This is a genomic window from Allobosea sp. P4_H5, assembly GCF_056400825.1.
Window position 1 is genome coordinate 432,848 of sequence record NZ_JBFUKM010000005.1, and the last position, 21,708, is coordinate 454,555.

At 67.0% G+C, this 21,708-nt stretch carries 18 protein-coding genes; 8 read left to right on the top strand and 10 right to left on the bottom strand.

What is annotated here, in order from left to right; all coding sequences use genetic code 11:
• The first annotated feature begins 8 nt into the window (after positions 1-8).
• Positions 9-515 (top strand): DinB family protein, encoded by a 507-nt coding sequence (locus tag AC1DS0_RS13300; RefSeq protein ID WP_476814801.1) that lies wholly within the window; start codon positions 9-11, stop codon positions 513-515.
• 120 nt (positions 516-635) lie between these two features.
• Here the strand turns inward: AC1DS0_RS13300 and AC1DS0_RS13305 are convergent, their stop codons facing one another.
• On the bottom strand, positions 636-1,154 hold the full coding sequence (locus AC1DS0_RS13305; protein ID WP_476814802.1) for a GNAT family acetyltransferase: 519 nt from the start codon (positions 1,152-1,154) through the stop codon (positions 636-638).
• 176 nt (positions 1,155-1,330) lie between these two features.
• On the opposite strand from AC1DS0_RS13305, the gene AC1DS0_RS13310 reads away from it, so the two are divergent.
• Together AC1DS0_RS13310 and AC1DS0_RS13315 are read left to right on the top strand one after the other, a co-directional pair.
• On the top strand, positions 1,331-1,963 hold the full coding sequence (locus AC1DS0_RS13310) for a LysE family translocator (RefSeq protein ID WP_476814803.1): 633 nt from the start codon (positions 1,331-1,333) through the stop codon (positions 1,961-1,963).
• A gap of 107 nt (positions 1,964-2,070) precedes the next feature.
• The gene (locus AC1DS0_RS13315; RefSeq protein ID WP_476814804.1) at positions 2,071-3,261 is read left to right on the top strand and encodes a pyridoxal-phosphate-dependent aminotransferase family protein; all 1,191 of its coding nucleotides are present in this window, start codon (positions 2,071-2,073) and stop codon (positions 3,259-3,261) included.
• A 32-nt stretch (positions 3,262-3,293) separates the two neighbouring features.
• Here the strand turns inward: AC1DS0_RS13315 and AC1DS0_RS13320 are convergent, their stop codons facing one another.
• Positions 3,294-4,760: a methyl-accepting chemotaxis protein gene (locus AC1DS0_RS13320; RefSeq protein WP_476814805.1), complete on the bottom strand. Its 1,467-nt coding sequence runs from the start codon at positions 4,758-4,760 to the stop codon at positions 3,294-3,296.
• A gap of 235 nt (positions 4,761-4,995) precedes the next feature.
• Between AC1DS0_RS13320 and AC1DS0_RS13325 the strand changes: the two genes are divergently transcribed.
• Complete coding sequence (locus AC1DS0_RS13325; RefSeq protein ID WP_476814806.1) at positions 4,996-6,204, top strand: M20 family metallopeptidase; 1,209 nt, start codon at positions 4,996-4,998, stop codon at positions 6,202-6,204.
• A gap of 179 nt (positions 6,205-6,383) precedes the next feature.
• On the opposite strand, the gene clpB is transcribed toward AC1DS0_RS13325, so the two are convergent.
• Entirely contained in the window at positions 6,384-9,005 is a 2,622-nt protein-coding gene (clpB, locus tag AC1DS0_RS13330) for an ATP-dependent chaperone ClpB (protein WP_476814807.1), read from the bottom strand.
• Positions 9,006-9,150: 145 nt separating this feature from the next.
• Here clpB and AC1DS0_RS13335 point away from each other — a divergent pair, with 145 nt between their 5' ends.
• Positions 9,151-9,513, top strand: coding sequence for a DUF2293 domain-containing protein (locus AC1DS0_RS13335; protein WP_476814808.1), 363 nt, complete (start codon positions 9,151-9,153; stop codon positions 9,511-9,513).
• A gap of 104 nt (positions 9,514-9,617) precedes the next feature.
• Positions 9,618-10,406, top strand: coding sequence for an MOSC domain-containing protein (locus tag AC1DS0_RS13340; protein ID WP_476814809.1), 789 nt, complete (start codon positions 9,618-9,620; stop codon positions 10,404-10,406).
• A 55-nt stretch (positions 10,407-10,461) separates the two neighbouring features.
• Here the strand turns inward: AC1DS0_RS13340 and AC1DS0_RS13345 are convergent, their stop codons facing one another.
• The 6 genes from AC1DS0_RS13345 to AC1DS0_RS13370 all read right to left on the bottom strand — a co-directional run bounded on the left by AC1DS0_RS13345 (position 10,462) and on the right by AC1DS0_RS13370 (position 18,211).
• On the bottom strand, positions 10,462-11,511 hold the full coding sequence (locus tag AC1DS0_RS13345; RefSeq protein ID WP_476814810.1) for a DUF4167 domain-containing protein: 1,050 nt from the start codon (positions 11,509-11,511) through the stop codon (positions 10,462-10,464).
• Positions 11,512-11,903: 392 nt separating this feature from the next.
• Positions 11,904-12,722 (bottom strand): peptide chain release factor N(5)-glutamine methyltransferase, encoded by an 819-nt coding sequence (gene prmC, locus AC1DS0_RS13350; RefSeq protein WP_476814811.1) that lies wholly within the window; start codon positions 12,720-12,722, stop codon positions 11,904-11,906.
• Between the two features lie 94 nt (positions 12,723-12,816).
• Complete coding sequence (locus AC1DS0_RS13355) at positions 12,817-13,062, bottom strand: hypothetical protein (protein WP_476814812.1); 246 nt, start codon at positions 13,060-13,062, stop codon at positions 12,817-12,819.
• A 61-nt stretch (positions 13,063-13,123) separates the two neighbouring features.
• Complete coding sequence (prfA, locus tag AC1DS0_RS13360; RefSeq protein ID WP_476814813.1) at positions 13,124-14,209, bottom strand: peptide chain release factor 1; 1,086 nt, start codon at positions 14,207-14,209, stop codon at positions 13,124-13,126.
• A 61-nt stretch (positions 14,210-14,270) separates the two neighbouring features.
• Positions 14,271-16,538, bottom strand: a complete 2,268-nt coding sequence (gene ptsP / locus AC1DS0_RS13365; RefSeq protein ID WP_476814814.1) for a phosphoenolpyruvate--protein phosphotransferase — start codon at positions 16,536-16,538, stop codon at positions 14,271-14,273.
• A gap of 116 nt (positions 16,539-16,654) precedes the next feature.
• Positions 16,655-18,211 (bottom strand): alpha,alpha-trehalose-phosphate synthase (UDP-forming), encoded by a 1,557-nt coding sequence (locus AC1DS0_RS13370; protein WP_476814838.1) that lies wholly within the window; start codon positions 18,209-18,211, stop codon positions 16,655-16,657.
• 225 nt (positions 18,212-18,436) lie between these two features.
• Here AC1DS0_RS13370 and otsB point away from each other — a divergent pair, with 225 nt between their 5' ends.
• Both otsB and AC1DS0_RS13380 read left to right on the top strand, forming a co-directional pair.
• A complete protein-coding gene (otsB, locus tag AC1DS0_RS13375) occupies positions 18,437-19,225 on the top strand; it encodes a trehalose-phosphatase (RefSeq protein WP_476814839.1) in 789 nt (262 codons plus the stop codon).
• Positions 19,226-19,239: 14 nt separating this feature from the next.
• A complete protein-coding gene (locus AC1DS0_RS13380) occupies positions 19,240-21,078 on the top strand; it encodes a glycoside hydrolase family 15 protein (RefSeq protein WP_476814815.1) in 1,839 nt (612 codons plus the stop codon).
• A 4-nt stretch (positions 21,079-21,082) separates the two neighbouring features.
• On the opposite strand, the gene metW is transcribed toward AC1DS0_RS13380, so the two are convergent.
• Positions 21,083-21,706, bottom strand: a complete 624-nt coding sequence (gene metW, locus AC1DS0_RS13385; RefSeq protein ID WP_476814816.1) for a methionine biosynthesis protein MetW — start codon at positions 21,704-21,706, stop codon at positions 21,083-21,085.
• Positions 21,707-21,708 lie beyond the last annotated feature (2 nt).

Genomic DNA, 21,708 nt, shown 5'->3' on the forward strand with positions numbered 1-21,708 from the left:
ATCGCGCCATGATCGACACGGCCTATGTCGCGACCATGGCGCGCTATAATCGCTGGCAGAACCGCAGTCTTTATGCTGCTGCCGACATGCTCACCGACGAGGCGCGCCGTCTCGATCGGGGCGCCTTCTTCCGCTCGATCCACGGCACGTTCTGCCATCTGCTCTGGGCCGACCAGACCTGGCTCTCGCGCTTTGCTGGAACGCCGAAGCCGACCGTGCCCAACCGCGAGTCCGCCTCGATGATCGCGGACTGGCAGGAGCTGAAGGTCGCGCGCCGCGATTTCGACGAGACGATCCTGGGCTGGGCAGAGGACCTCTCGCCGGAGTGGCTCTCAGGGAACGTGACGTGGTTCTCGGGGCTGACCGGGAGTGAAATGACGATGCAGGCCCCCATCCTCGTCATGCATTTCTTCAATCACCAAACCCATCACCGCGGCCAGGCTCATGCCATGCTGACCGCGGCGGGAGCGAAGCCTGAAGATACTGACCTGATGCTGGTCGAGCTGCGCGGCTGAAAAGAGGCGCGTCATTCCCGGGTAGAGCGAAGCGCAGACCCGGGAAGCTCATGACGAGAAGGCGCTGACCGGAGCCTCCTCCGGCCTGAGATGCTCGGGCAAGCCCGAGCATGATGGCTCTTAATTGTTCGCGCCCCTTTTCCTGCGGCGTGCCTGTGGTTCGTCTTCTTCATCCTCGTCGTCCCCGACATCGTCCGGGATCGCCGCCGTCGCATGCTGACTGAGCTTCTGGAACAGGCCGAGCCCGACCAGCGCCGCCACCGCGACCAGCATCAGCAGGGACGGGAACAGGATGTCGGCCGGCTTGTCGCGCGCGGCCTTGGTGATCAGCACCAGCGACTCCAGGCTGAGCGCGACGATGATGATCGTCATGAACTTGGTCAGGGAGCCGCGCGCTTCCGCCGGCCGCCGCAATTCGCGGTCGGCGATGACCTCCTCCTCGAACAGGAACTTGCCGACATCGGCGACGGCGACCGCGATGATCACCAGTCCGATCCCGTCGAGCATGGTGTCGAGCGCGCCTTCGCCGGTTCGGAAGCCGGTGAAAGTGCGTGAGATCGCGACCGCCATCAGCAGGAGGGACGCCAGCAGCAGGGAGCCGGCGATGCCGGAATAGAGCAGGCGGCTGAACGAGGTCATGGCGCGGATCCCCCCGAGGTGATGCCCATGAACCCGGCAGGCGGCGACTCGTTCCCGCCACCTGCTGCCAGGGAGGCCGATGCGGGATGGCGGCGATGCAGCCGCGTCATGGGTTGCGCCTTGCGGGCGTTTCGCCGGCAATGCCATGGTCGCGCACCTTGCGGCCGGAGCGCACCATGATCGATACGAGCAACCTGATCGCCTTCATCCTGCTCGCCTTCGGCATGGTCCTGACGCCGGGGCCGAACATGATCTACCTGATCTCGCGCTCGATCGCGCAGGGGCCGGCCTCTAGCCTGATCTCGCTCGGAGGCATTGCGCTCGGTTTCGTCTTCTATGTCTTCTGCGCCGCGTTCGGCATCACGGCGCTGCTCTTTGCGGTGCCTTTCGCATACGACGCGCTGCGGCTGGCCGGCGCGGCCTACCTGCTTTGGCTCGCTTGGCAGGCGGTCCGGCCCGGCGGCAGCTCGCCCTTCCATGTCCGCGAGCTCAAGCATGACGGGCCGCGCAAGCTCTTCATGATGGGCTTCCTCACCAGTCTGCTGAACCCGAAGATCGCGATGTTCTACCTGGCGCTGCTGCCGCAGTTCATCGATCCGGCTGCAGGCAGCGTGCTGACGCAGTCGATCATCCTCGGCTTCATCCAGATCACGGTCTCGGTCAGCGTCAACACGCTGATCACCTTCGCCGCGGGCGGCATCGCCGTCTTCCTGCGCACACGCCCGTTCTGGGCGCTGGTGCAGCGCTGGGTGATGGCGACGATGCTCGCTGGCTTTGCCGTGCGCATGGCGGCCGAAGCGCGCCGCTGACAGGCCGCGCGCAACGATTTCTGCACCGTTCATAGGGTTTGTGCATCGCGCCGTCGGATCGCTGCTTGTTCAGCGCGTCTGATTCGAAGCGTAAGGCGGGGGTCTTCATGAGTGTTGCCAATGGCCGGGTCCTGCTCGCAATGCCGGGCCCGACCAATATTCCCGATCGCGTCCTCCAGGCGATGATGCGCCCGGCCGAGGAGCTCGCATCCAAGACGATCGTCGATCTGACCGAAACCCTGCTGGACGACCTCAAGGCTGTCTTCCGCACGACGGGCGAGACCTTCCTCTACGCAGCCAACGGCCATGGCGGCTGGGAGGCGGCGCTGACCAATGTCCTCTCGCGTGGCGACAAGGTGCTGGTGCTCTCCAGCGGCCGCTTCGCCATCGGCTGGGGCGAGATGGCCCGGTTCATGGGGGCCGATGTCGAAGTGCTTGCCGGCTCCTGGCGCGCGGCGGTCGACCCGGCGGCGGTGGAAGAGCGCCTGCGGCAGGACAAGGACCACGCGATCAAGGCGGTGCTGACCGTCCAGATCGACACCGCCTCCGGCGTGGTCAACGACATCCAGGCGATCCGTCGCGCCATCGATGCTGCCGGCCATCCGGCGCTGTATATGGTCGACGGCGTCGCTGCGCTCGGCTGCATGCCGTTCGATATGGACGACTTCGGCGTCGACGTCGCGATGTCTGCTTCGCAGAAGGGGCTGATGACCCCACCCGGCCTCGCCTTCGTCGCGGCGAACGGCAAGGCGCTGCATGCCCACCGGCAGGCGACCATGCGCACGCCCTATTGGGATTGGACCGCGCGCATGGACCCGCTGCTCTACATGAAGCATTGCGGCACGCCGCCCGAGCATCTGATGTTCGGCCTGCGCGCCGCGCTCGACATGATCCTGACCGAAGGCCTCGAAGCGGCCTGGCGACGCCACGCCCTGCTGGCGGCTGCGACGCAGGCAGCGATGTCGAAATGGGCCGAAGGCCAGGTGCTGAGCTTCAACGTCGTCGAGCCGTCGCAGCGCGCCCCGTCGGTCACCACTATCCTCGTCGACGGCGATCCGACCGTCATCACCGACTATGCGCGAGAGGTCTGCGGCGTCACGCTCGGTCTCGCCATCGGCGATCTCACCGGCAAGGCCTTCCGCATTGCCCATATGGGCCACGTCAACGCACCGATGGTGCTGGGTAGCCTGAGCGCTGTCGAGATGGCACTGCAGGCGAAAGGCATCCCGCATGGGGAGGGCGGTGTCGCGGCTGCCATCGCCTATCTCGGCGCCAATGCGCGCGAGATCGCTGCCTAAGCGTCGCGGCCAGGCGGGCGGCCCGGCCTGCTTCAGGCAGCCGAGACACGCTGCAGGAACTGGTGAACGGCGCTTTCGAGCTCTTCTGCCTTGCCTTCGAGCGCCGTGGTCGAGGCGAGCACCGCGCTCGCGACCTCATGGGTCTGGTTGGCCGAGCCGCGGATGTTGTTGGTGGTCTGCGCCAGGTACTCCGTGCCGGTCGCGACCTCGGCGATGCTGCGGCTAATGACATGGGTCATCTGGCCCTGTTCCTCCAGCGCCGCCGCGATCGAGATCGTCCGCTCGTCCATGTCGGCCATGCCGGCGGTCAGCTTGGCGATGGTCTCGACCACGCCGGAGGTCGCCTGCTTGATCTCGGCGATCTGCCCGGCGATGTCCTGCGTCGCGATCGCGGTCTGGTGGGACAGGCTCTTGACCTCGCCGGCGACGACGGCGAAGCCCTTGCCGGCGTCCCCGGCGCGCGCCGCCTCGATCGTCGCGTTGAGCGCCAGGAGATTGGTCTGCTCGGCGATCCCGCGGATCAGGGCGACGATGCCGTCGATGCGCTGCACCGCCTGGTCGAGCACGTCGACCGAGCCGGCAGTGGTCCGGGCGCTGCCGTTCATGTCGGCGACCAGCGCCTGGGTGGTGGCGAGCTGGCGATCGATCGCCGTGATCGCGGTCGAAAGCTGTTCTGTCGCGGTGGCGACGTCCGAGACGTTGCGCGAGGATTCCTCCGAGGTCGAGGCCACGGCGGTAACCTCCCCATTGGCGATGTCGGCGATCTCGTTCAGGGAGGCGGCGCGGCCCTTCAGGTCGCGGATATCCTGCAGAACCGTGTCGAGCGTCGCGAGGAACTGCGTGTTGAAGCCGGCGACGATGTCCCGGGTCGTCTGGCGCCGGGCAGCTTCGCGTTCCATGTCCCGCAGTTGCGCCTGGTGCAGCTCCTCGGCCTGCACCGTGGCGTCGTTCCGCGCCTGCGCGGCCATGTCACCTGCGGCCGCGAGCGTTCGGCTTTGTTGGCGGATGATCCAGAGCAGCAGGCCGAGCTGGATGACGACCCCGACGAGGAAGAGCGCATCTCCCTGCACGGAGTCGCCTGACCGGGAGATCAGCATACCGATGAGACTGCCGTGGCCGAGCGCCATGATCGCCGTGGCGACGAGCGGCTGCCAGGCACACCAGCCGGCCGACAGTGTCAGCATGATCAGGAGCACGGAGTCGCTCACCTCGTGCCAGTTCGCGCCCTTGAGCGCGTAGGTGAAGGCGAGAGCGCTGCCGGTGCTGCTCAGCGAGAGGATGATTTGCGTCGCCGTGCCGGTCGAGTTGCTCCGCCAGGCCAGGGTCGCGAAGGCGGCCGATCCGATCGTGATCAGCAAGGGCGCCAGCGGCCCGGTTCCGTCGGCGGCCAGCCAAGCCAGCATGGTTGCCGGCACGAAGAGCCAGAGCAGCAAGGTCAGCGCCCCGCCGACACGCAATCTCAGCTGCGTCAGATAGGTCGCGGCGGAATCGGTCTGCATGTGGGCATTGGCCTGTGAGCGCTGTTCGGAAGATGGCCGATAGCGGTCGACAGGCCAGTCCCCCTTGTCAGCCTGTCCCATCACGCTGAATTTTCGCTTAACCATCGGCTCGCCGTTGCCGGGAACTCCGCATGATCCGGCCGCGCCGAAGGTCTGCCGGGCTTGCGTACCTCTCCTATCGGCGCTCGCGCGGCTTGGCTAAGCTCACTGCCACACCACCAGCCGGAAGCCCATCATGACCGATACGACACAGGAAGAAGCCCGCATCCTCGCCTGGCTTGGCGAGCGCAAGCAGGGGATGATCGATCTGCTGCGCGAGATGGTCGACACCGACTCGGGCTCCTATGACAAGGCCGGCGTCGACCGCGCCGGACAGGTGCTGGCCCGCTTCCATGAGGCGAACGGCCTCTCCGTCGAGATCGTGCCGGATGCGCGCTATGGCGATGCGGTCAAGGCGCGCCTGCCCAACCCGACCGCGAACGACCAGCGGCCGATCCTGCTGCTCGGCCATCGCGATACGGTCTTCCCCGAGGGCGAGCCGACCCGCCGGCCCTTCACCCTCCGCGATGGCCGCGCCTATGGGCCGGGCGTCGCCGACATGAAGGCCGGGCTCGTGATCGAGGCCTTCGTCGCCGCCGCCTTCGCCGCCAATGGCGGCCTCAAGGCGCCGCTGCTGATGCTGACCACCAGCGACGAGGAGATCGCTTCGCCGTCCTCGCGGCCGGTAATCGAGGCCGCGGCGCGGGAGTCGCGCTGCGTCTTCAACGCCGAGCCGAGCCGTCTGCCGACCGGTACCGACTATGGCCGCGATCACAAGCAGTCGATCACGTCGGGCCGCAAGGGCGGCGTCTTCATGCGGGCCGAGTTCTTGGGCAAGGCGGCCCATTCCGGCGCCAACTACGAGAAGGGCATCTCGGCCATCGTCGATCTCGGCCACAAGATCCCGCGCCTACAGGGGCTGACCGACCTTGAAGCCGGTGTCACCGTCAATGTCGGGCTGATCGGCGGCGGCCAGACCGTCAACACCGTCGCGCCCTCCGCCTGGTGCGAGATCGACCTGCGCTACAAGACGGCGAGGCAGCGCGAGGCGCTGGTCGAGGCGATCCGCGACATCATCGAGACGCCGGTGGTCGAGGGCTCGTCGGCGAAGCTGATCATCAAGGGCGAGTTCGTGCCGCTGGAGCAGACGGCGGATTCGCTCGTGCTCTACGATACCTATCGCGACGCTGCAGCCGGCCTCGGCATCGCGGTGACGGCGGAATACACCGGCGGCTGCGCCGATTCCGGTTTCACGGCGGCGCAGGGCTGCCCGACCCTGTGCAGCGTCGGCCCGGTCGGCGGCATGGCTCACACGCCGGACGAGTTCCTCGAGGTCGATAGCATCGTCCCGGCGGCGCAGACGCTGGCGCTCGCGGTGATGCGGACCGCGGCCAGGATGGAGTGAGGCAAAGCGCGTCATGCTCGGGCTTGACCCGAGCATCTCGGGCCGGAGAAGGCATTGATGAGAGCCTTCCGCTCCTGAGATTCTTGGCTCTACGCTTCGCTTCGGCCGAGAATGACGCCCTAGAAAGAAAAAGGGCGCCGCGTGAGCGGCGCCCTTCGTTTCGGTGACTGAGAGAAGGTTCAGTTCAGCGCCACACCCGCCGGCCGGCTCTCGTTCGCGGCGGGAAATTCGCCAAGCATCAGCCCGGCCGGGCCGACCGTCAGCGGCACGCTCTCGCCGTCGCGAACTGCACCGGCGAGCAGCAATTCCGCCAGCGGGTCCTGTACCGACTTCTGGATCACGCGCTTCAGCGGGCGCGCGCCATAGGCCGGATCGTAGCCCTTCTCCGCCAGCCAGTCGCGCGCCTCTTCCGAGAGGTCGAGCGCGATCTTGCGGTCGACCAGGAGCTTGCCGAGCCGCGCCATCTGGATGTCGACGATCGCGCCCATGTCCGACCGCCGCAGGCGATGGAACAGGATGATGTCGTCGATCCGGTTCAGGAACTCCGGCCGGAAGGCATGGCGCACCACGCCCATCACCTCATCGCGCACGGCATCGCTGTCCTGGCCCTCGGGCTGGTTCACCAGATACTCCGAACCGAGATTCGAGGTCATGATGATCAGCACGTTGCGGAAGTCGACCGTGCGGCCCTGGCCGTCGGTCAGGCGCCCGTCGTCGAGCACCTGCAGCAGGACGTTGAACACGTCCGGATGCGCCTTCTCGACCTCGTCGAACAGCACGACCTGATAGGGCCGGCGCCGGACCGCTTCCGTCAGCGCGCCGCCCTCCTCATAGCCGACATAGCCGGGAGGCGCGCCGATCAACCGGCTGACCGAGTGCTTCTCCATGTATTCCGACATGTCGAGCCGAACCATCGCAGTGTCGTCATCGAACAGGAACGACGCTAGCGCCTTGGTCAGCTCGGTCTTGCCGACGCCGGTGGGGCCGAGGAACATGAACGAGCCGATCGGCCGGTTCGGATCCTGCAGGCCGGCACGGGCGCGCCTGACCGCCTTGGAGACGGCTTCGACCGCTTCGGCCTGGCCGACGACGCGGTTGGCGAGGCTCTGCTCCATATGCAGCAGCTTCTCCTTCTCGCCCTCCAGCATCCTGTCGACCGGCACGCCGGTCCAGCGGCTGACGACCTGCGCGACATGGTCCGGCGTCACCGCCTCCTCGACCATGCCGGGCGCATCGCCCCTGGCCTCGATCTCGGAGAGCTGCTTCTCGAGCTGCGGGATCTCGCCATAGGCGAGCTCGCCGGCGCGCTGGTACTCGCCCTTGCGCTGCGCCTGTGCGAGCTCGTTGCGGGCGTTGTCGAGCCTGGTCTTGATCTCCGCCGCCTGGCCGAGCTTGTCCTTCTCTGCCTTCCAGGTCGCGGTGATTACAGCCGAGCGCGCCTCGAGTTCGGCGAGCTCGGATTCGAGCCGCCTCAGCCGCTCCTTCGAGCCGGCATCGCTCTCCTTCTTCAGCGCCTCCTGCTCGATCTTCAGCCTGACGATCTCGCGGTCGATCGAGTCGAGCTCCTCGGGCTTGGAATCGACCTGCATGCGCAGGCGTGCCGAGGCCTCGTCGACGAGGTCGATCGCCTTGTCGGGCAGGAAGCGGTCGGTGATGTAGCGGTTCGACAGCGTCGCGGCCGAAACCAGCGCCGAGTCGGTGATGCGCACGCGGTGGTGCTGCTCGTACTTCTCCTTCAGGCCGCGCAGGATCGAGATGGTGTCCTCGACCGTCGGCTCGTCGACGAAGACGGGCTGGAAGCGCCGCGCCAGTGCCGCGTCCTTCTCGACATACTTGCGGTACTCGTCGAGCGTGGTCGCGCCGACGCAGTGCAGCTCGCCGCGGGAGAGGGCGGGCTTCAGCAGGTTCGACGCATCCATCGCACCGTCGGTCTTGCCGGCGCCGACCAGCGTGTGCATCTCGTCGATGAACAGGATGACGCCGCCCGCCGCGGCCGAGACCTCGGAGAGCACGGCCTTCAGCCGCTCCTCGAACTCGCCGCGATATTTCGCGCCAGCGATCAGCGAGCCCATGTCGAGGGCGAGCAATTCCTTGTCCTTTAGGCTTTCCGGCACATCGCCATTGACGATGCGCAAAGCGAGGCCCTCGGCGATGGCGGTCTTGCCGACGCCGGGCTCGCCGATCAGCACGGGGTTGTTCTTGGTACGCCGGCTCAGTACCTGGATGGTGCGGCGGATCTCCTCGTCGCGGCCGATGACCGGGTCGAGCTTGCCGTCGCGGGCCGCCGCGGTGAGATCGCGCGCATATTTCTTCAGCGCGTCATAACCCTGCTCGGCCGACGCGGAATCGGCGGTGCGGCCCTTGCGGATCGCTTCGATCGCGGCATTCAGCCCCTGCGGCGCGACACCGGCCTTGGCCAGGATCTTGCCGGCCTCGCTGTCCTTCTCGATCGCCAGCGCGAGCAGCAGCCTCTCGACCGTGACGAAGGAGTCGCCGGCCTTGTCCGCAGCCTTCTCGGCCGTGTCGAAGACGCGCGCCAGCGCAGGCGTCAGATGCAGGCTGTTGGCGCCCGCGCCGCTCACCTTGGGGAGCTTGGCAAGGGCTTCGTCGACCAGCTGCTTGGCCTGCCGCGACTGTCCGCCGGCCCGGTCGATCAGGCCGGAAGCCATGCCTTCGCTGTCGTCGAGCAGTGCCTTCAGCAGATGCTCGGGTGCGAACTGCTGATGGCCCTCGCGCATCGCGATCGTCTGCGCGGCCTGCAGGAAACCCTTCGCCCGGTCGGTATATTTCTCGATGTTCATTCAGTTGCCTCCGCCCGCCGGTCGCGCCCCGAAGCGGCGGAGCCGGCTGCCTTTCAAAGGGATAGGGCCCCCTGATGGGCAGCCCTTCGCCTCCAAAGATAGTGTTGCTTTCGCGCAACGGAAGGGGGAGGGCGCTGCTTTGGCGTTGACCTTTGTCAAAGCCTGCGTCCAGCCTGCGGCCATGGTCGGCACAAAGCGGCAACAGGCGATTCGAAGGGCGTTGCGGGCGCTCGTGCCCGGCATTCCGCTGCTCGATGCCGAGGCGGTGCTGGCGCTCGCCGGCCGGGCCCAGATGAAGTCGCTGCCGCCATCGACCGCGCTCTGGCTCGCATTGGGCAGTCATGTTCGGCACAGCCATACCGACTACGACAGCCTGCTCGCCGAAGGCTATGAGCGCGATGCAGCCCGCTTTTTCGTTGTCGACGCCATCGATGATGTGCTCTCCGGCTGGGGCTGCCAGCGCTCGATCGCCGAGGGCGCGGAAGACGCGGCAGAGCAGCCGCATTGATCGGATCGATGCAATCCTTTCATCGACCGTGATGGTTGCGGTGGTGGCATCGTTGTGACCGGCATGGCACGGTCCGCCGCCTCGCAATCGAAAGGGCAGTGCTTATGCGCATCGCTTCGCTTTATCGCTACCCCGTCAAGGGGTTGTCGCCCGAGCGTCTGAGCCAAGCCGAACTGCCGACAGGCGGCTTTTTCCCTGGCGATCGGCTCTTTGCCATCGAGAACGGCCCATCGGGCTTCGATTCGGCCGAGCCGGTGCATCAGCCGAAGATCAAATACCTGATGCTGATGCGCAACGAGTCGCTGGCACGCCTGCGGACGCGTTACGACGATGGCAGCGGAGATCTTGTCATCGGCCATGACGGCCAGGAGACGAGGGCTGCAACGCAGACCGCTGTAGGCCGCGAACAGCTCGGCGCCTTCTTCAAAGCCTTCATGCCGGAAGAACTGCGCGGCGAGCCGCGCCTGCTGGCAGCGCCGGAGGGCTATCGCTTCACCGATTCACGCTCGGGCTTCGTCTCGATCATCAACCTCGCCAGCGTCGCCGACCTGGAGACGCGGCTCGGCGTTCCCGTCGACCCCTTGCGCTTTCGCGGCAATATCATGGTCGAGGACCTGCCGGCCTGGGCCGAGCTCGATCTGGTGGGGCGCGAACTCACCGCGCCATCAGGCCTGCGACTCCAGGTGATCAAGCGGATCGAGCGCTGCGCTGCCACCAATGTCGATCCGGTGACAGGCGCGCGCGACCTGCAGATCCCGAAGGCGCTTATGAAGGGCTATGGCCACGTCGATTGCGGCATCTACTGCCGCATCATCACTGGCGGCGCACTGGCCGAGGGCGAGCGGCTGACCTTGGTCGAGGCCAGTGAGACGGTGGCGCTCGGCGTCGCCTGAAAAGAAAGAGGGCCCTTTCGGGCCCTCTCTGAACGATCTTGATGTCCTTGCGGGATCACTCGGCCGGGGGCTCGCCGCCATCGCCGCCGAGCGCGTCCATCACCTCGCGCGGCGAGCGCCGCCGGGGCGCCCGGCGCTTTGGCTTCTCGCCAGTCTCAGGCGCGCCTTCCGCGGCTTCGGCCGGGGCAGCTGTAACGACGACCGGAGCTGCGGGCTCCTCCGCGATTGCGATCGGCACGCGGGTCGGCGTGGTCAGGAAGGCCGGAAGCGCCGCGGCGACATCCTGCTCCTCATTGGCGTTGCTGGCGCGAGCCTCATCGCGGTCACGGCGCGAAGGACGCTCGCTGCGCGGCGGACGGTCCGGGCGCTCCGGCCGCTCGAAGCGACGCTGCTCGATCGGCGGCTGGACGGGTGCGATGTCCGGCTGCTCGGCACCGGGCTGAGCCTCGGGGCGCGGAGCGTAGGAACCGTTCTGGCCCTCGGGGCGATCGAAGCGACGCTCGCCGCGGTCCTGGCGTTCGCCACGGTCCGGACGGTCGCCACGATCCTGGCGGTCGTTCCGATCGTTCCGATCGAAGCGGCGCTGGCCGTTCCGGTCGAAATTGCGCTCAGGGCGGTTATTATTATTAGGCCGGTCGAAGCGCTGGCCGTTGTTCTGGCTGCCGCCTTCGCCTTCCTCGCCTTCCTGGCGCTGGCCGCCATGGCCGTTCACGCCATTGCCGTTGTACTGGCGCTCGCCCTGCTGTTGGCCACCCTGGAAGTTGACGTCTTCCTCGCCTTCCTCCTCGCCGTCGTCAGCGTCTTCGACGAAGGCGCGGTTCGGCTGGAAGCTGTGGCCGAACTGCTGCGTCATCTGCTCCTGGGCAGCGAGCAGAATGCGATAATAGTGTTCGGCGTGCTGGAAATAGTTCTCAGCCGCAACCGGATCGCCGGAGGATTGCGCATCGCGAGCGAGCTGGAGATACTTCTCCGCCACATTCTGCGCCGTGCCCCTGACCTTGACGTCCGGGCCGTTCGACTCGTAGCTGCGCTGCAGCGGGTTGGGTGACTTACGATTGCCGTTGTTGCTGTTGTTATTGTTATTATTGTTGCTACGGCCGCGCATGCGCCGGTTCTGACCTGGTCTCATTCGCGTCTGTCTCGCGTTCCGTTCATTCAAAGCAACCTTGAGGTCGTCATGCGCGTCGTGACACGCGGCGGGTTGCGACGCCGTGCGTAGGAAGTTCGACCTGAAAGGGCTCTGCGCCGATATGGGTCTTCACGCGCTCTTTCCAATGGAGCCTTACCGGCTCCCTCTCCGAATGGCTGTCCCGCGCATTCGAAGTCTCGGTCTCGCTATGTCAGTAACGTCGATTCTCGCAGTGATCCGAGGGCTTGGTCTGCTCAGCAGGGCCCAGCCAAAGGTCATGTGCTGTCGACACTGTCTTCAAGACCATGCGTGCATAGCTGGTTTTGCGGCCTGTTCCAAGCAAATTCGCGCAGCTTGCTGTGCATTGATCAGGGACAGTGCTCGAAGACGAGGGCGCGAATATGGCCGCCGAGGTCGCGGCGCGAGTCGAGATGGCTGAGGCCCGCCTGCCTCATCAGCGCGACGACAGCCTCTTCCTGCCCGGCGCCGATCTCGAGAATGGCGAGGCCGCCAGGCTTCAGGTGGCCGGGCAGGGCGGCCGCGAGGGCGCGATAGGCAGTAAGCCCGTCCGGGCCGCCATCGAGGGCGAGCAGCGGATCGTGCTCGCGCACATTTGGGTCCAGGCCAGCGATCTCGGCGCTGCCGATATAGGGCGGATTCGACAGGATGAGGTCGAAGCGCTCGTCGATCCCGGCAGTCCAGTTGCCCTGACGAAAGGCGGCGCGCTCGGCGACGCCATTGCGCGCGGCGTTGCCCGTCGCGGTCGCGACCGCATCCGGCGACAGGTCGATCCCGAGCCCGGTCGCCTGCGGAAATTCGCGCAAGGTCGCGATCAGGAGGCAGCCCGTTCCGGTGCCGAGGTCGAGCGTGCGCAGCCTCTCGTGCCGGCGCGGTGCGAGATGGCTGAGCGCCGCCTCGATCAGGGTCTCGCTATCCGGACGCGGCTCCAGCGTGCCGGGCGAGAGGGTAAAGCTCAGGCCCCAGAACTCGCGCGCGCCGAGGACGCGCCAGAGCGGCTCGCCGGCGAGGCGCCGTGCGAGCGCATCGTTGAGCCTGATGGCGGCAGCCTCGTCGATCGGATCGCTGCTGCCTGCAAGGTCCTCGATCAGGATACGGGCTTCGAAGGTGAAATCGGCGATGCCGCCACGCTTCAACACGAGCGCGATTGCCTTCCGGGCTGCAGACATGCTTTCGCCCGCTGCCGGCAAGGCAACGGGCGCGTTTCCGTCGGTCGATTTGGCTGTGCCGGTCAAGCGTATCCTTGGGCCGGCACGCGGCCGGTCAGTTGCCCTGCATCCCCTCGCGGACGCACTCCTTCATCTTGATCCGCAGCGCGGACTTGCTCTCCTTAGCGCCGCGATACTGACGCTGACAATCGCGCCGCGCCTGCGACTCGGTTTTGGCGTTTTGGAGTGTTGCCGGCTGGCCGCCGAGGATCTTCTTCGCGGTCCGCTCCTGCGCACCCGCGGATGCCGGCACGAAGGCGACGGCGGCGGCGAGGGCAATGGCGCTGAACAGGACTTTCATCTCTCTATCCTCCCCATGAAAACGATCGATGCGTCCAGAACGCGCGAGAGAGGCGAAAGTTTCACACGCTGCCTTGCTCGGCGAGCAGCTCGGCCTGGCGCTGTGCCGTGAGCGCATCGATGATCTCGTCGAGCACCAGCCCCTGCATCATCTCGTCGAGCTTGTAGAGGGTCAGGTTGATGCGATGGTCGGTGACGCGCCCCTGCGGGAAATTGTAGGTGCGGATGCGCTCTGAGCGGTCACCGGAACCCACCTGCGAGCGCCGGTCGGCCGAGCGCTCGGCATCGGCGCGGCTGCGCTCCAGATCGTAAAGCTTGGCCCGCATCAACTCGTAGGCGCGCGCCTTGTTCTTGTGCTGCGAGCGCTCGTCCTGGACCAGCACGACGACGCCGGTCGGGATGTGCGTGAGGCGGACGGCCGACTCGGTCTTGTTGACGTGCTGGCCACCGGCGCCTTGGGCACGCATCGTGTCGATGCGCAAATCCTTCTCGTCGAGGTTGACGTCGACTTCGCTGGCGAGTGGCAGCATGGCGACGGTCGCCGCCGAGGTGTGGATGCGCCCGCTCGTCTCGGTGTCCGGCACGCGCTGCACGCGGTGCACTCCGGATTCGTATTTCAGCCTCGCATAGACGCCCTTGCCGGCGATTTCGGCGATGACCTCCTTGAAGCCGCCGACCGTGCCCTCGCTCTCGGTCAGGATGTCGACGCTCCAGCCCTTGCCGGCGGCATAGCGCTGGTACATGCGCAGGAGGTCGCCGGCGAAGAGCGAGGCCTCGTCGCCGCCGGTGCCGGCGCGGATTTCGAGGATGACGCCGCGCTCGTCGGCGGCGTCCTTGGGTAGCAGCGCAATCAGGATCTCGCGGGCGCGCGCGTCGATCTCGGCCCTGGCCGCGTCGCGCTCCTCGTAGGCGAGATCGCGCATCTCGGCGTCGGTGGCGGGATCGTCGATCAGCGCCAGCGCCTCCTCCAGCCCGGACTGCGCTTTGCGCCAGGCCGTGATCGCCGCGACGACGGGGTCGAGCTCGGCGAGTTCCTTCGACAATTCGACGACGCGGGCCGCCTCGGTCGCATGATTGATGGCGTCGCTCGCCGCGGCATGGCGGGCGACGATCGAGTCGAGGCGGTCTTGCGGAAGCGGGAGCGACATGATGCGGAAACGATCTGAACGGAAAAAAGGGAGGCGTGCGCGATCGGCGAGTGAAGCGTCGCTAGACCGGCACCTTCATCTCTGCGGCGAGTGCGGCGAGCAGCGGGCGCAGGCTGGCGGCGCCATCGGAAGAGGACATCCAGGCATCGAGGCGCTGGCGCGCCTTGCCGGCGTCGAGTGCGCGCAGCATCGCCTTGACCGGGCCGACCGAGGCAGCCGACATTGAAAAAGAGCGATAGCCGAGCGCGATCAGCGCCAGCGTCTCGATCGGCTTGCCGCCCATCTCGCCGCAGACGGTGACCGGGCAGTCTGCCTTGCCGGCTTCCTCGACGATGTTGCGCAGCGCGCGCAGACCGGCAATGCCGAGCGGGTCGAAGCGATCGGAGACACGCTTGTTCTCGCGATCGGCCGCGAACAGGAACTGCATCAGGTCGTTGGTGCCGATCGAGAGGAAATCCGCTTCGCGCGCGATCTCCGGCAGCTCGAACAGCAGCGAGGGCACTTCGACCATGACGCCGAGCTTCAGGCTGGCCGGCGCCGGGCGGCCGTCGCGCTCCAGCATGGCGAGCTCGCGCCGCACCAGCGTGCGTGCGCGCAGGAACTCGTTCACCGTGGCCACCATGGGCAGCATGATCTTCATGTCGCTGCCGGCGCCGGCCCGCAGCAGGGCTCGCACCTGGGCACGCAGCAGCCGGGGGCGGTCGAGGCCGATGCGGATGGCGCGCCAGCCCAGTGCCGGGTTCTCCTCTTCCAGCCGCTCCATATAGGGCAGCACCTTGTCGCCGCCGATGTCGAGCGTCCGGAAAGTCACCGGCCGGCCGTTCGCGACCTTGAGCACGGCATCGTAGAGCGCCTGCTGCTCGGCCGTGGTCGGCATGTGCGGCGCCACCATGAACTGCAGCTCGGTGCGGAAGAGGCCGACGCCGGAGGCGTTGGTCTCCTCGAGATTGGCCATGTCGACGAGGAGGCCGGCATTGATCTGCAGCTGGATCTCGACGCCGTCCTTGGTCACCGAGGCTTGCGTCTTGAGCTTGCGATACTGCTCCTGCTTGCGGGCGCGCAGGCGGGCCTTGTCCTTGTAGGCGTTCTCGACGTCGGGCTGCGGCCTGATCTGCACCTCGCCGGCCTGGCCGTCGACGATGACCGCATCGCCCGCCTGGATCAGTGCGGTAGCGTTGGCGATCTCGCCGACCACCGGGATATTGAGCGCGCGCGCCACGATGGCGATATGGCTGGTCGGGCCGCCTTCCTCGAGCACGACCCCGCGCAGATGCCGGCGGTCATAGTCGAGCAGCGCCGCCGGCCCCATCGAGCGCGCGATCAGGATGGCGTTCTCAGGCAAATCCTCGCGCGTGACGCCGTTGGACTTGCCGACCAGCGTGCGCAGCAAACGGTTGGCGAGGTCGTCGAGATCGTGCAGGCGTTCGCGCAGGTAAGGGTCGGTCTGGCGCAGCATCTTGGCGCGGGTGTCCGACTGCACGCGCTCGACCGCGGCCTCGGCGGTGAGGCCGGTCATCACCACCTCGCGCATGCGCCGCAGCCAGCCCTGGTCGTGCGCGAACATGCGGAAGGTTTCGAGCACGTCGCGATGCTCGCCGGTATGGGCGACGTCGCCGCGCTCGATCAATTCGTCGATGGCGAGCCGCATCGTTGCGATCGCCGCTTCCAGCCGCTGCACCTCGCGGCCGGGGTCCTCGGCGATCAGGTTGGTGATCGCGACGCGCGGCTCGTGCAGCACGGCATGGCCGAGGCCGACGCCGTCGGCGAGCGTGGTGCCGATGCTGTGGATTGGCCGGTCGAGCCCGATGGTCGCGCCGGGTTTCGACAGGGCCTTCAGGCCGCCGGCGGCGATCATCTCGGCCATGATCATGGCCGTGGTCTGCAGCGACTCGACCTCGTCCTCGCTGTAGACGCGCGAGGCCCGGTTCTGCACGACGAGCACGCCCATCACGGCGCCGCCGCGCAGGATCGGCACGCCGAGGAAGGAGCGATAGATCTCTTCGCCGGTTTCCGGGCGGTAGGAGAAGGCCGGGTGCGACTGCGCGTCGGAGAGCGCGAGTGGCTCCGCCTCGCTGGCGATCAGGCCGACCAGGCCTTCGCCGGCCCGCATGGTGGTGAGGTGGACCGCCTCGCGGTTGAGGCCTTCGGTGGCGTAGAGTTCGAGCGAGGAATCTTCACGCAGGACATAGACCGAGCACACCTCGGCCACGAGATTGCCGGCGATCACGACGACGAGCCTGTCGAGCCGCTCCTGCGGACTGACCGGCGCCGCCATCACCTCGCGGAGACGGCGCAGCAGCACGCCCGATCCCCCGAGTGCGCCTCGCATCAACAAAGCCCTCCGCCCGCCTCCACGGCTGTTTCAGCCGGATACCCCCCGCAGACCTGACACCGCAACCGCTGAGTCGCAAGCGCAAGCTGGGTTGACTGCCCCGCGGGCTGCTTCTAGCCAGCGGAGGGAGCGTTCGGCAAGGCCTTGCCGCGTGCCGGGCCGCCTTTGCCGTGTGTCGGTCGGGAGGTTTGAGGAGGCATATCCGCGCGTGCGGGACTGGTATTCGTGCCCGATTTGCGTGTGCTGCGCAGCGTTTTGGGCCGCCCCGGCGGCACGATGTCGCCGCTGGGGATATCGAGGCCGGAGAGTGCGGCGAGATAGCGCGACGTCCACCAGTCGATGTCGGTCGAGGAGATCGTCGCGTAGAGCCGCTCGAAGCGGCGCTGCCGTTCCGATAGCGGCATGGCGAGCGCGGTCCGGATCGCCTCGGCCACCTCATGGGTGTCGAACGGGTTGACGATCAGCGCCTCGCCGAGCTGCTGCGCTGCGCCGGCGAAGCGCGACAGCACCAGCACGCCGGGGTCGTCGGGATTCTGCGCCGCGACATATTCCTTGGCGACGAGGTTCATGCCGTCGCGCATCGGCGTCACCAGCCCGACCTGCGCACGCCGGTAAAGACCGGCGAGGGCGCTGCGCGAATAAGCCTTTTTCACCACGCGGATTGGCGTCCAGTCGAATTCGCCGAGCGCGGCGTTGAGTCGGCCGGCGACTTCGTCCGACATCCGGTCGAGCTCGGCATATTCGGGTACGTCGCTGCGCGAGGGCGGCGCGATCTGCAGCAGGCCGACATCGCCGCGGTATTCCGGATGGTTGCGCAGGAAGGTCCCAAAGGCCTCCAGCCGCTGCACGATGCCCTTGGAATAGTCGAGCCGATCGACACCGATCACCAGCTTGCGGCTGCCAAGAGGGGCGGTCGTCGCCCGGACCGGCTGAGTCGCCGCCCGGATCGACGCCTGGGCGAGTTTGCGGAAACCCTCGACGTCCATGCCGATCGGGAAGGCCTGCACCACCGCTTCGCGCTGGCCGGTCCTGACCCGGTTGCCGTCGCGGTGCGCACCGCAGAGCGCAACCAGCCCGCCGATCAGGTTGGCGACGTCGTTCTGGGTCTGCAGGCCGATCAGGTCGTAGGCCGTCATCGTGCTGATCAGGGTCGATGAGAAGGGCAGGGAGCCGAACACCTCGGCCGGCGGCCAGGGGATATGATGGAAGTAGCCGATCCGGTTGGTGACGCCGCGCCGCCGCAACTCGGCCGCGAGCGGGATCAGGTGGTAGTCATGGATCCAGATGACGTCGTCGGGCTTGAGCAGCGGGATGATCAGCCGGGCGAAGCGGCGGTTGACGCCGAGATAGCCGGCATAGTCGGCGCGGGTGAACTCGGTCAGGCCGAGCCGGTAATGCATCAGCGGCCAGAGCGCGCGGTTGGCGAAGCCGAGATAATAGCTCTGGCGCTCGGCCTCGGTCAGGTCGGTGACGGCGTAGCTGACCTTGCCGTGCTTGACGGGCTCCAACTGCGCCGCAGGCTCGCTGCTGACCGCTCCGCTCCAGCCGAACCAGAGGCCGCCATGTTGCTCGAGAGCCGAACGCAATGCGACTGCCAGGCCACCTGCCGCCACCTTTTCGCCGCGTTCGGGCATGGTGACGCGGTTGGACACGACGACAAGACGCATGATGCCTCACATTTTGCTGACGCTGCCGCAAAGGCGCGGGAACAGAACGCGCGGGCAGGCGTAATGTTTCGTGTGACGCCGGCTTTGCCGGCTGCTTCGCGTCGCCGCCGTGACCGGATCATGGCGACCTCGCGCCAAACTGAACCTCGAATGTGGCGAGGAGGGGACGCTTCCACGATTGTCGTCCTTTCGCCCGTTTCACCCTCTAACCAGGTCGTCATGTCACAGATGCTGAGTCCCGGGGTCGCTGAACCTCCCGCACAAGCCGTTGCCGTCACCGGGCAGATCGCGCTGTTCCTCGATTTCGACGGAACCCTGGTCGAGATCGCGCCCTCGCCGGAGGATGTGCGGATCGACCGGCGCCTGCCTGAAGCCCTGAACGCGTTGCGCCAGCGGCTAGGCGGCGCACTGGCGCTGGTCTCCGGGCGCCCCGTGGCGCTGCTCGACAAGATGATGGCGCCCTATCGCTTCGACGCTGCCGGTCTGCATGGCGCCCAGATCCGCCTTGGCAGTGAGGATGCGCCGGTCGCCGCTCCCGCCGAAGCACTCCACGCTGCGCTCCGCGCTATGGTTCGCTTCGCCAACTCCAATGTCGGCGTCATCATCGAGGACAAGCGCCAATCGATCGCGCTGCACTGGCGGCTTGCGCCTGCGCTCGCAGACGAAGCGCTCGCACTGATGGAAGGCCTCGCCGCCGAGATCGGCCCGACGATGCGCCTCCAGCGCGGCAAGGCTGTCGCTGAGTTGGTCCCGGCGAGCGCAAGCAAGGGCGGCGCCATTACCTGGCTGATGCAGCAGGACGCCTATGCCGGCCGCACGCCGGTCTTCGTCGGCGACGATGTCACCGACGAGGATGGCTTTGCCGCGGTCAATGCGGCCTCGGGCCTGTCGATCCGGATCGGCGATGGCCAAACCTGCGCCCGCCATCGTCTGGCCTCGCCTACGGCACTTCGCCAGGTTCTGCTCGCTGCCGCCGACGGCGGCGACCTCACGCTCGAAACCTTTCTCCAGAACTGATTTCAGGAACCGGCATGACTGTGACGACCACCGCCTCGCCGCGCGTCGCCTCGCTTGATCTCGGCGTCATCGGCAATTGCTCGATCGCCGCGCTGATCGACCGGCGTGCCCATATCGTATGGGGCTGCTTTCCGCGCTTCGACCGCGACCCCGTCTTCTGCTCGCTGATCGACAACCAGATCGACGACGGCGACGCAGTGCCGAAGAAGGGCGTCTTCGCCATCGAGATGGTCGGGATGACCCGCTGCGAGCAGAGCTATCTCGACAACACCGCGATCCTCTCCTCGGTGCTGTCAGACGACCAGGGCAATGCGCTGGAGATTCTCGACTTCGCCCCGCGCTTCGTCCGTTTCGAGCGCTTCTTCCGGCCGCCGCAGCTGGTGCGCCGTGTTCGCCGAATCTCCGGGCGCCCGCGCATCCGCGTCGTGGTCAAACCTTGCCTCGGCCTCGGCGAGGAGCCGGACGAGATCACCCGCGGCTCGAATCATGTCCGCTTCGTCGGCGCCGACCAGACGATCCGGCTGACGACGGACGCGCCCGTCTCCTATGTGCTGGAGAGCATCCCCTTCGCGGTCGAGAAGCCGTTCTCCTTCTTCATCGGCTCGGACGAGGCGCTGCGTGCCGAGATCGAGACGACCTCGCGCGAATTTCTCGACAAGACCACCGACTACTGGCGCGATTGGGTCCGCTCGCTCTCRATTCCGTTCGAGTGGCAGCGCGAGGTCATCCGTGCCGCGATCACGCTGAAGCTCTGCTCCTTCGAGGAGAGCGGCGCCATCGTCGCGGCGCTGACCACCTCGATCCCGGAGGCACCGGGCACGCAGCGCAACTGGGATTATCGCTTCTGCTGGCTGCGCGACGCCTATTTCGTCGTGCACGCCCTCAATCGCCTGGGCACGACGCGGACGATGGAGGACTATCTCGGCTTCATCACCAACATCGTCGACACCTATTCGGAGAGCGGCGCCGAGCACCTGCCGCCGCTCTATCCGATCACGCGCGGCGGCGAATTGCGTGAGTTCGAGGTGCCTAACCTCGCCGGCTATCGCGGCCATCAGCCCGTGCGCGTCGGCAACGGCGCCGCCACACAGATCCAGAACGACGGCTATGGCGCCGTCGTGCTCGCCGCGACCCAGTCCTTCTTCGACCGCCGCCTGATCCAGCCGGGCAAGGAGGCGCTCTTCGCGCAACTCGAACGCATGGGCGAGCGCGCCATCGCCGTCTTCGACAAGCCCGATGCCGGCCCCTGGGAGCTGCGCGAGAAGGAGGTGGTTCACTCCTTCTCCAGCGTGATGTGCTGGGCAGCCTGCGACCGGCTCGCCCGCATCGCCAGCACGCTCGGCCGCGCCGACCGCAAGGAATACTGGCGCGGCGAAGCCAAGCGCCTGAAGGGCATCATCTCCGATCGGATCTGGAACCAGGAGAAGGGCCATTTCGTCTCGACCTTCGCCGGGACCGATCTTGATGCGACCCTGCTGCTGATCGCCGAGCTCGGCTTCGTCACGCCCGACGATCCCCGCTACATCGCGACGGTGGAAGCGATTGGCCGTGAGCTCGGCCGCGGCGACCTGATCCTGCGCTATGGCACCGAAGATGATTTCGGCTTCATGCACACCGGCTTCCTGATCTGCGCCTTCTGGTATGTCGACGCTCTGCACGCGATCGGCCGTAAGGACGAGGCCAAGGAGCTGTTCGGCCGCATCCTGCAGCGCCGCAACAGCTTCGGGTTGCTCTCGGAGGACGCCGACCTCGAGACCGGCGAGCTCTGGGGCAACTTCCCGCAGACCTATTCGATGGTCGGTCTGATCAATTCGGCGATGCGGCTGAGCAGGAACTGGGAAGAGGCGTTTTAGCCTCTCACCCCCGCTTCAGCAGGAACACGGCCTGTGCGCCAAAGAGGTTCCAGAACCACCAGGGCGCGCTGACGCCGACCCTGCCACCGGAGACGTCGAGCGCGACGGCTCGCTCCTTCTGCGCGCCGATCGTGTCGCAGAGCACAACGAAATCGCGGATCGTGCAGAAGTGGATGTTGGGCGTATCCCACCAGGCGTAAGGCAGGGAGTCGGTCACGGGCATCCGGCCGAGGAAGAAGACCTGGGTGCGCATCCGCCAGTGGCCGAAATTCGGGAAGGAGACGATGGCGCGCCGGCCGATGCGCAGCATGTGTTCCAGCACATCGCGTGGATTGCGGGTCGCCTGGATGGTCTGCGAGAGAATGACGTAGTCGAAGCTGTCGTCGGGATAGTCGGCGAGGTCGGTGTCGGCATCGCCCTGGACGACCGAAAGGCCGCGCGCGACGCAGCCGGCGACGCCTTCGCGCGACAATTCGATGCCGCGCCCGTCGACGCCGCGGGTCTCGGCGAGCAGCGACAGCAACTCGCCGTCGCCGCAGCCGACATCGAGCACGCGCGAGCCCGGCGTCACCATCTCGGCGACGAGCCGCAGGTCGATGCGGTTGGTCTGGGTGTCCGCCAGCGCCATGC

What these genes read in the sequence shown, in the direction of transcription:
- AC1DS0_RS13300 (WP_476814801.1), top strand. Translation starts at nt 9, where the DNA reads ATGATCGACACGGCCTATGTCGCGACCATGGCGCGCTATAATCGCTGG.
- AC1DS0_RS13305 (WP_476814802.1), bottom strand. Translation starts at nt 1,154, where the DNA reads ATGACCTCGTTCAGCCGCCTGCTCTATTCCGGCATCGCCGGCTCCCTG.
- AC1DS0_RS13310 (WP_476814803.1), top strand. Translation starts at nt 1,331, where the DNA reads ATGATCGATACGAGCAACCTGATCGCCTTCATCCTGCTCGCCTTCGGC.
- AC1DS0_RS13315 (WP_476814804.1), top strand. Translation starts at nt 2,071, where the DNA reads ATGAGTGTTGCCAATGGCCGGGTCCTGCTCGCAATGCCGGGCCCGACC.
- AC1DS0_RS13320 (WP_476814805.1), bottom strand. Translation starts at nt 4,760, where the DNA reads ATGCAGACCGATTCCGCCGCGACCTATCTGACGCAGCTGAGATTGCGT.
- AC1DS0_RS13325 (WP_476814806.1), top strand. Translation starts at nt 4,996, where the DNA reads ATGACCGATACGACACAGGAAGAAGCCCGCATCCTCGCCTGGCTTGGC.
- clpB (WP_476814807.1), bottom strand. Translation starts at nt 9,005, where the DNA reads ATGAACATCGAGAAATATACCGACCGGGCGAAGGGTTTCCTGCAGGCC.
- AC1DS0_RS13340 (WP_476814809.1), top strand. Translation starts at nt 9,618, where the DNA reads ATGCGCATCGCTTCGCTTTATCGCTACCCCGTCAAGGGGTTGTCGCCC.
- AC1DS0_RS13345 (WP_476814810.1), bottom strand. Translation starts at nt 11,511, where the DNA reads ATGCGCGGCCGTAGCAACAATAATAACAATAACAACAGCAACAACGGC.
- prmC (WP_476814811.1), bottom strand. Translation starts at nt 12,722, where the DNA reads ATGTCTGCAGCCCGGAAGGCAATCGCGCTCGTGTTGAAGCGTGGCGGC.
- AC1DS0_RS13355 (WP_476814812.1), bottom strand. Translation starts at nt 13,062, where the DNA reads ATGAAAGTCCTGTTCAGCGCCATTGCCCTCGCCGCCGCCGTCGCCTTC.
- prfA (WP_476814813.1), bottom strand. Translation starts at nt 14,209, where the DNA reads ATGTCGCTCCCGCTTCCGCAAGACCGCCTCGACTCGATCGTCGCCCGC.
- ptsP (WP_476814814.1), bottom strand. Translation starts at nt 16,538, where the DNA reads ATGCGAGGCGCACTCGGGGGATCGGGCGTGCTGCTGCGCCGTCTCCGC.
- otsB (WP_476814839.1), top strand. Translation starts at nt 18,437, where the DNA reads ATGCTGAGTCCCGGGGTCGCTGAACCTCCCGCACAAGCCGTTGCCGTC.
- metW (WP_476814816.1), bottom strand. Translation starts at nt 21,706, where the DNA reads ATGGCGCTGGCGGACACCCAGACCAACCGCATCGACCTGCGGCTCGTC.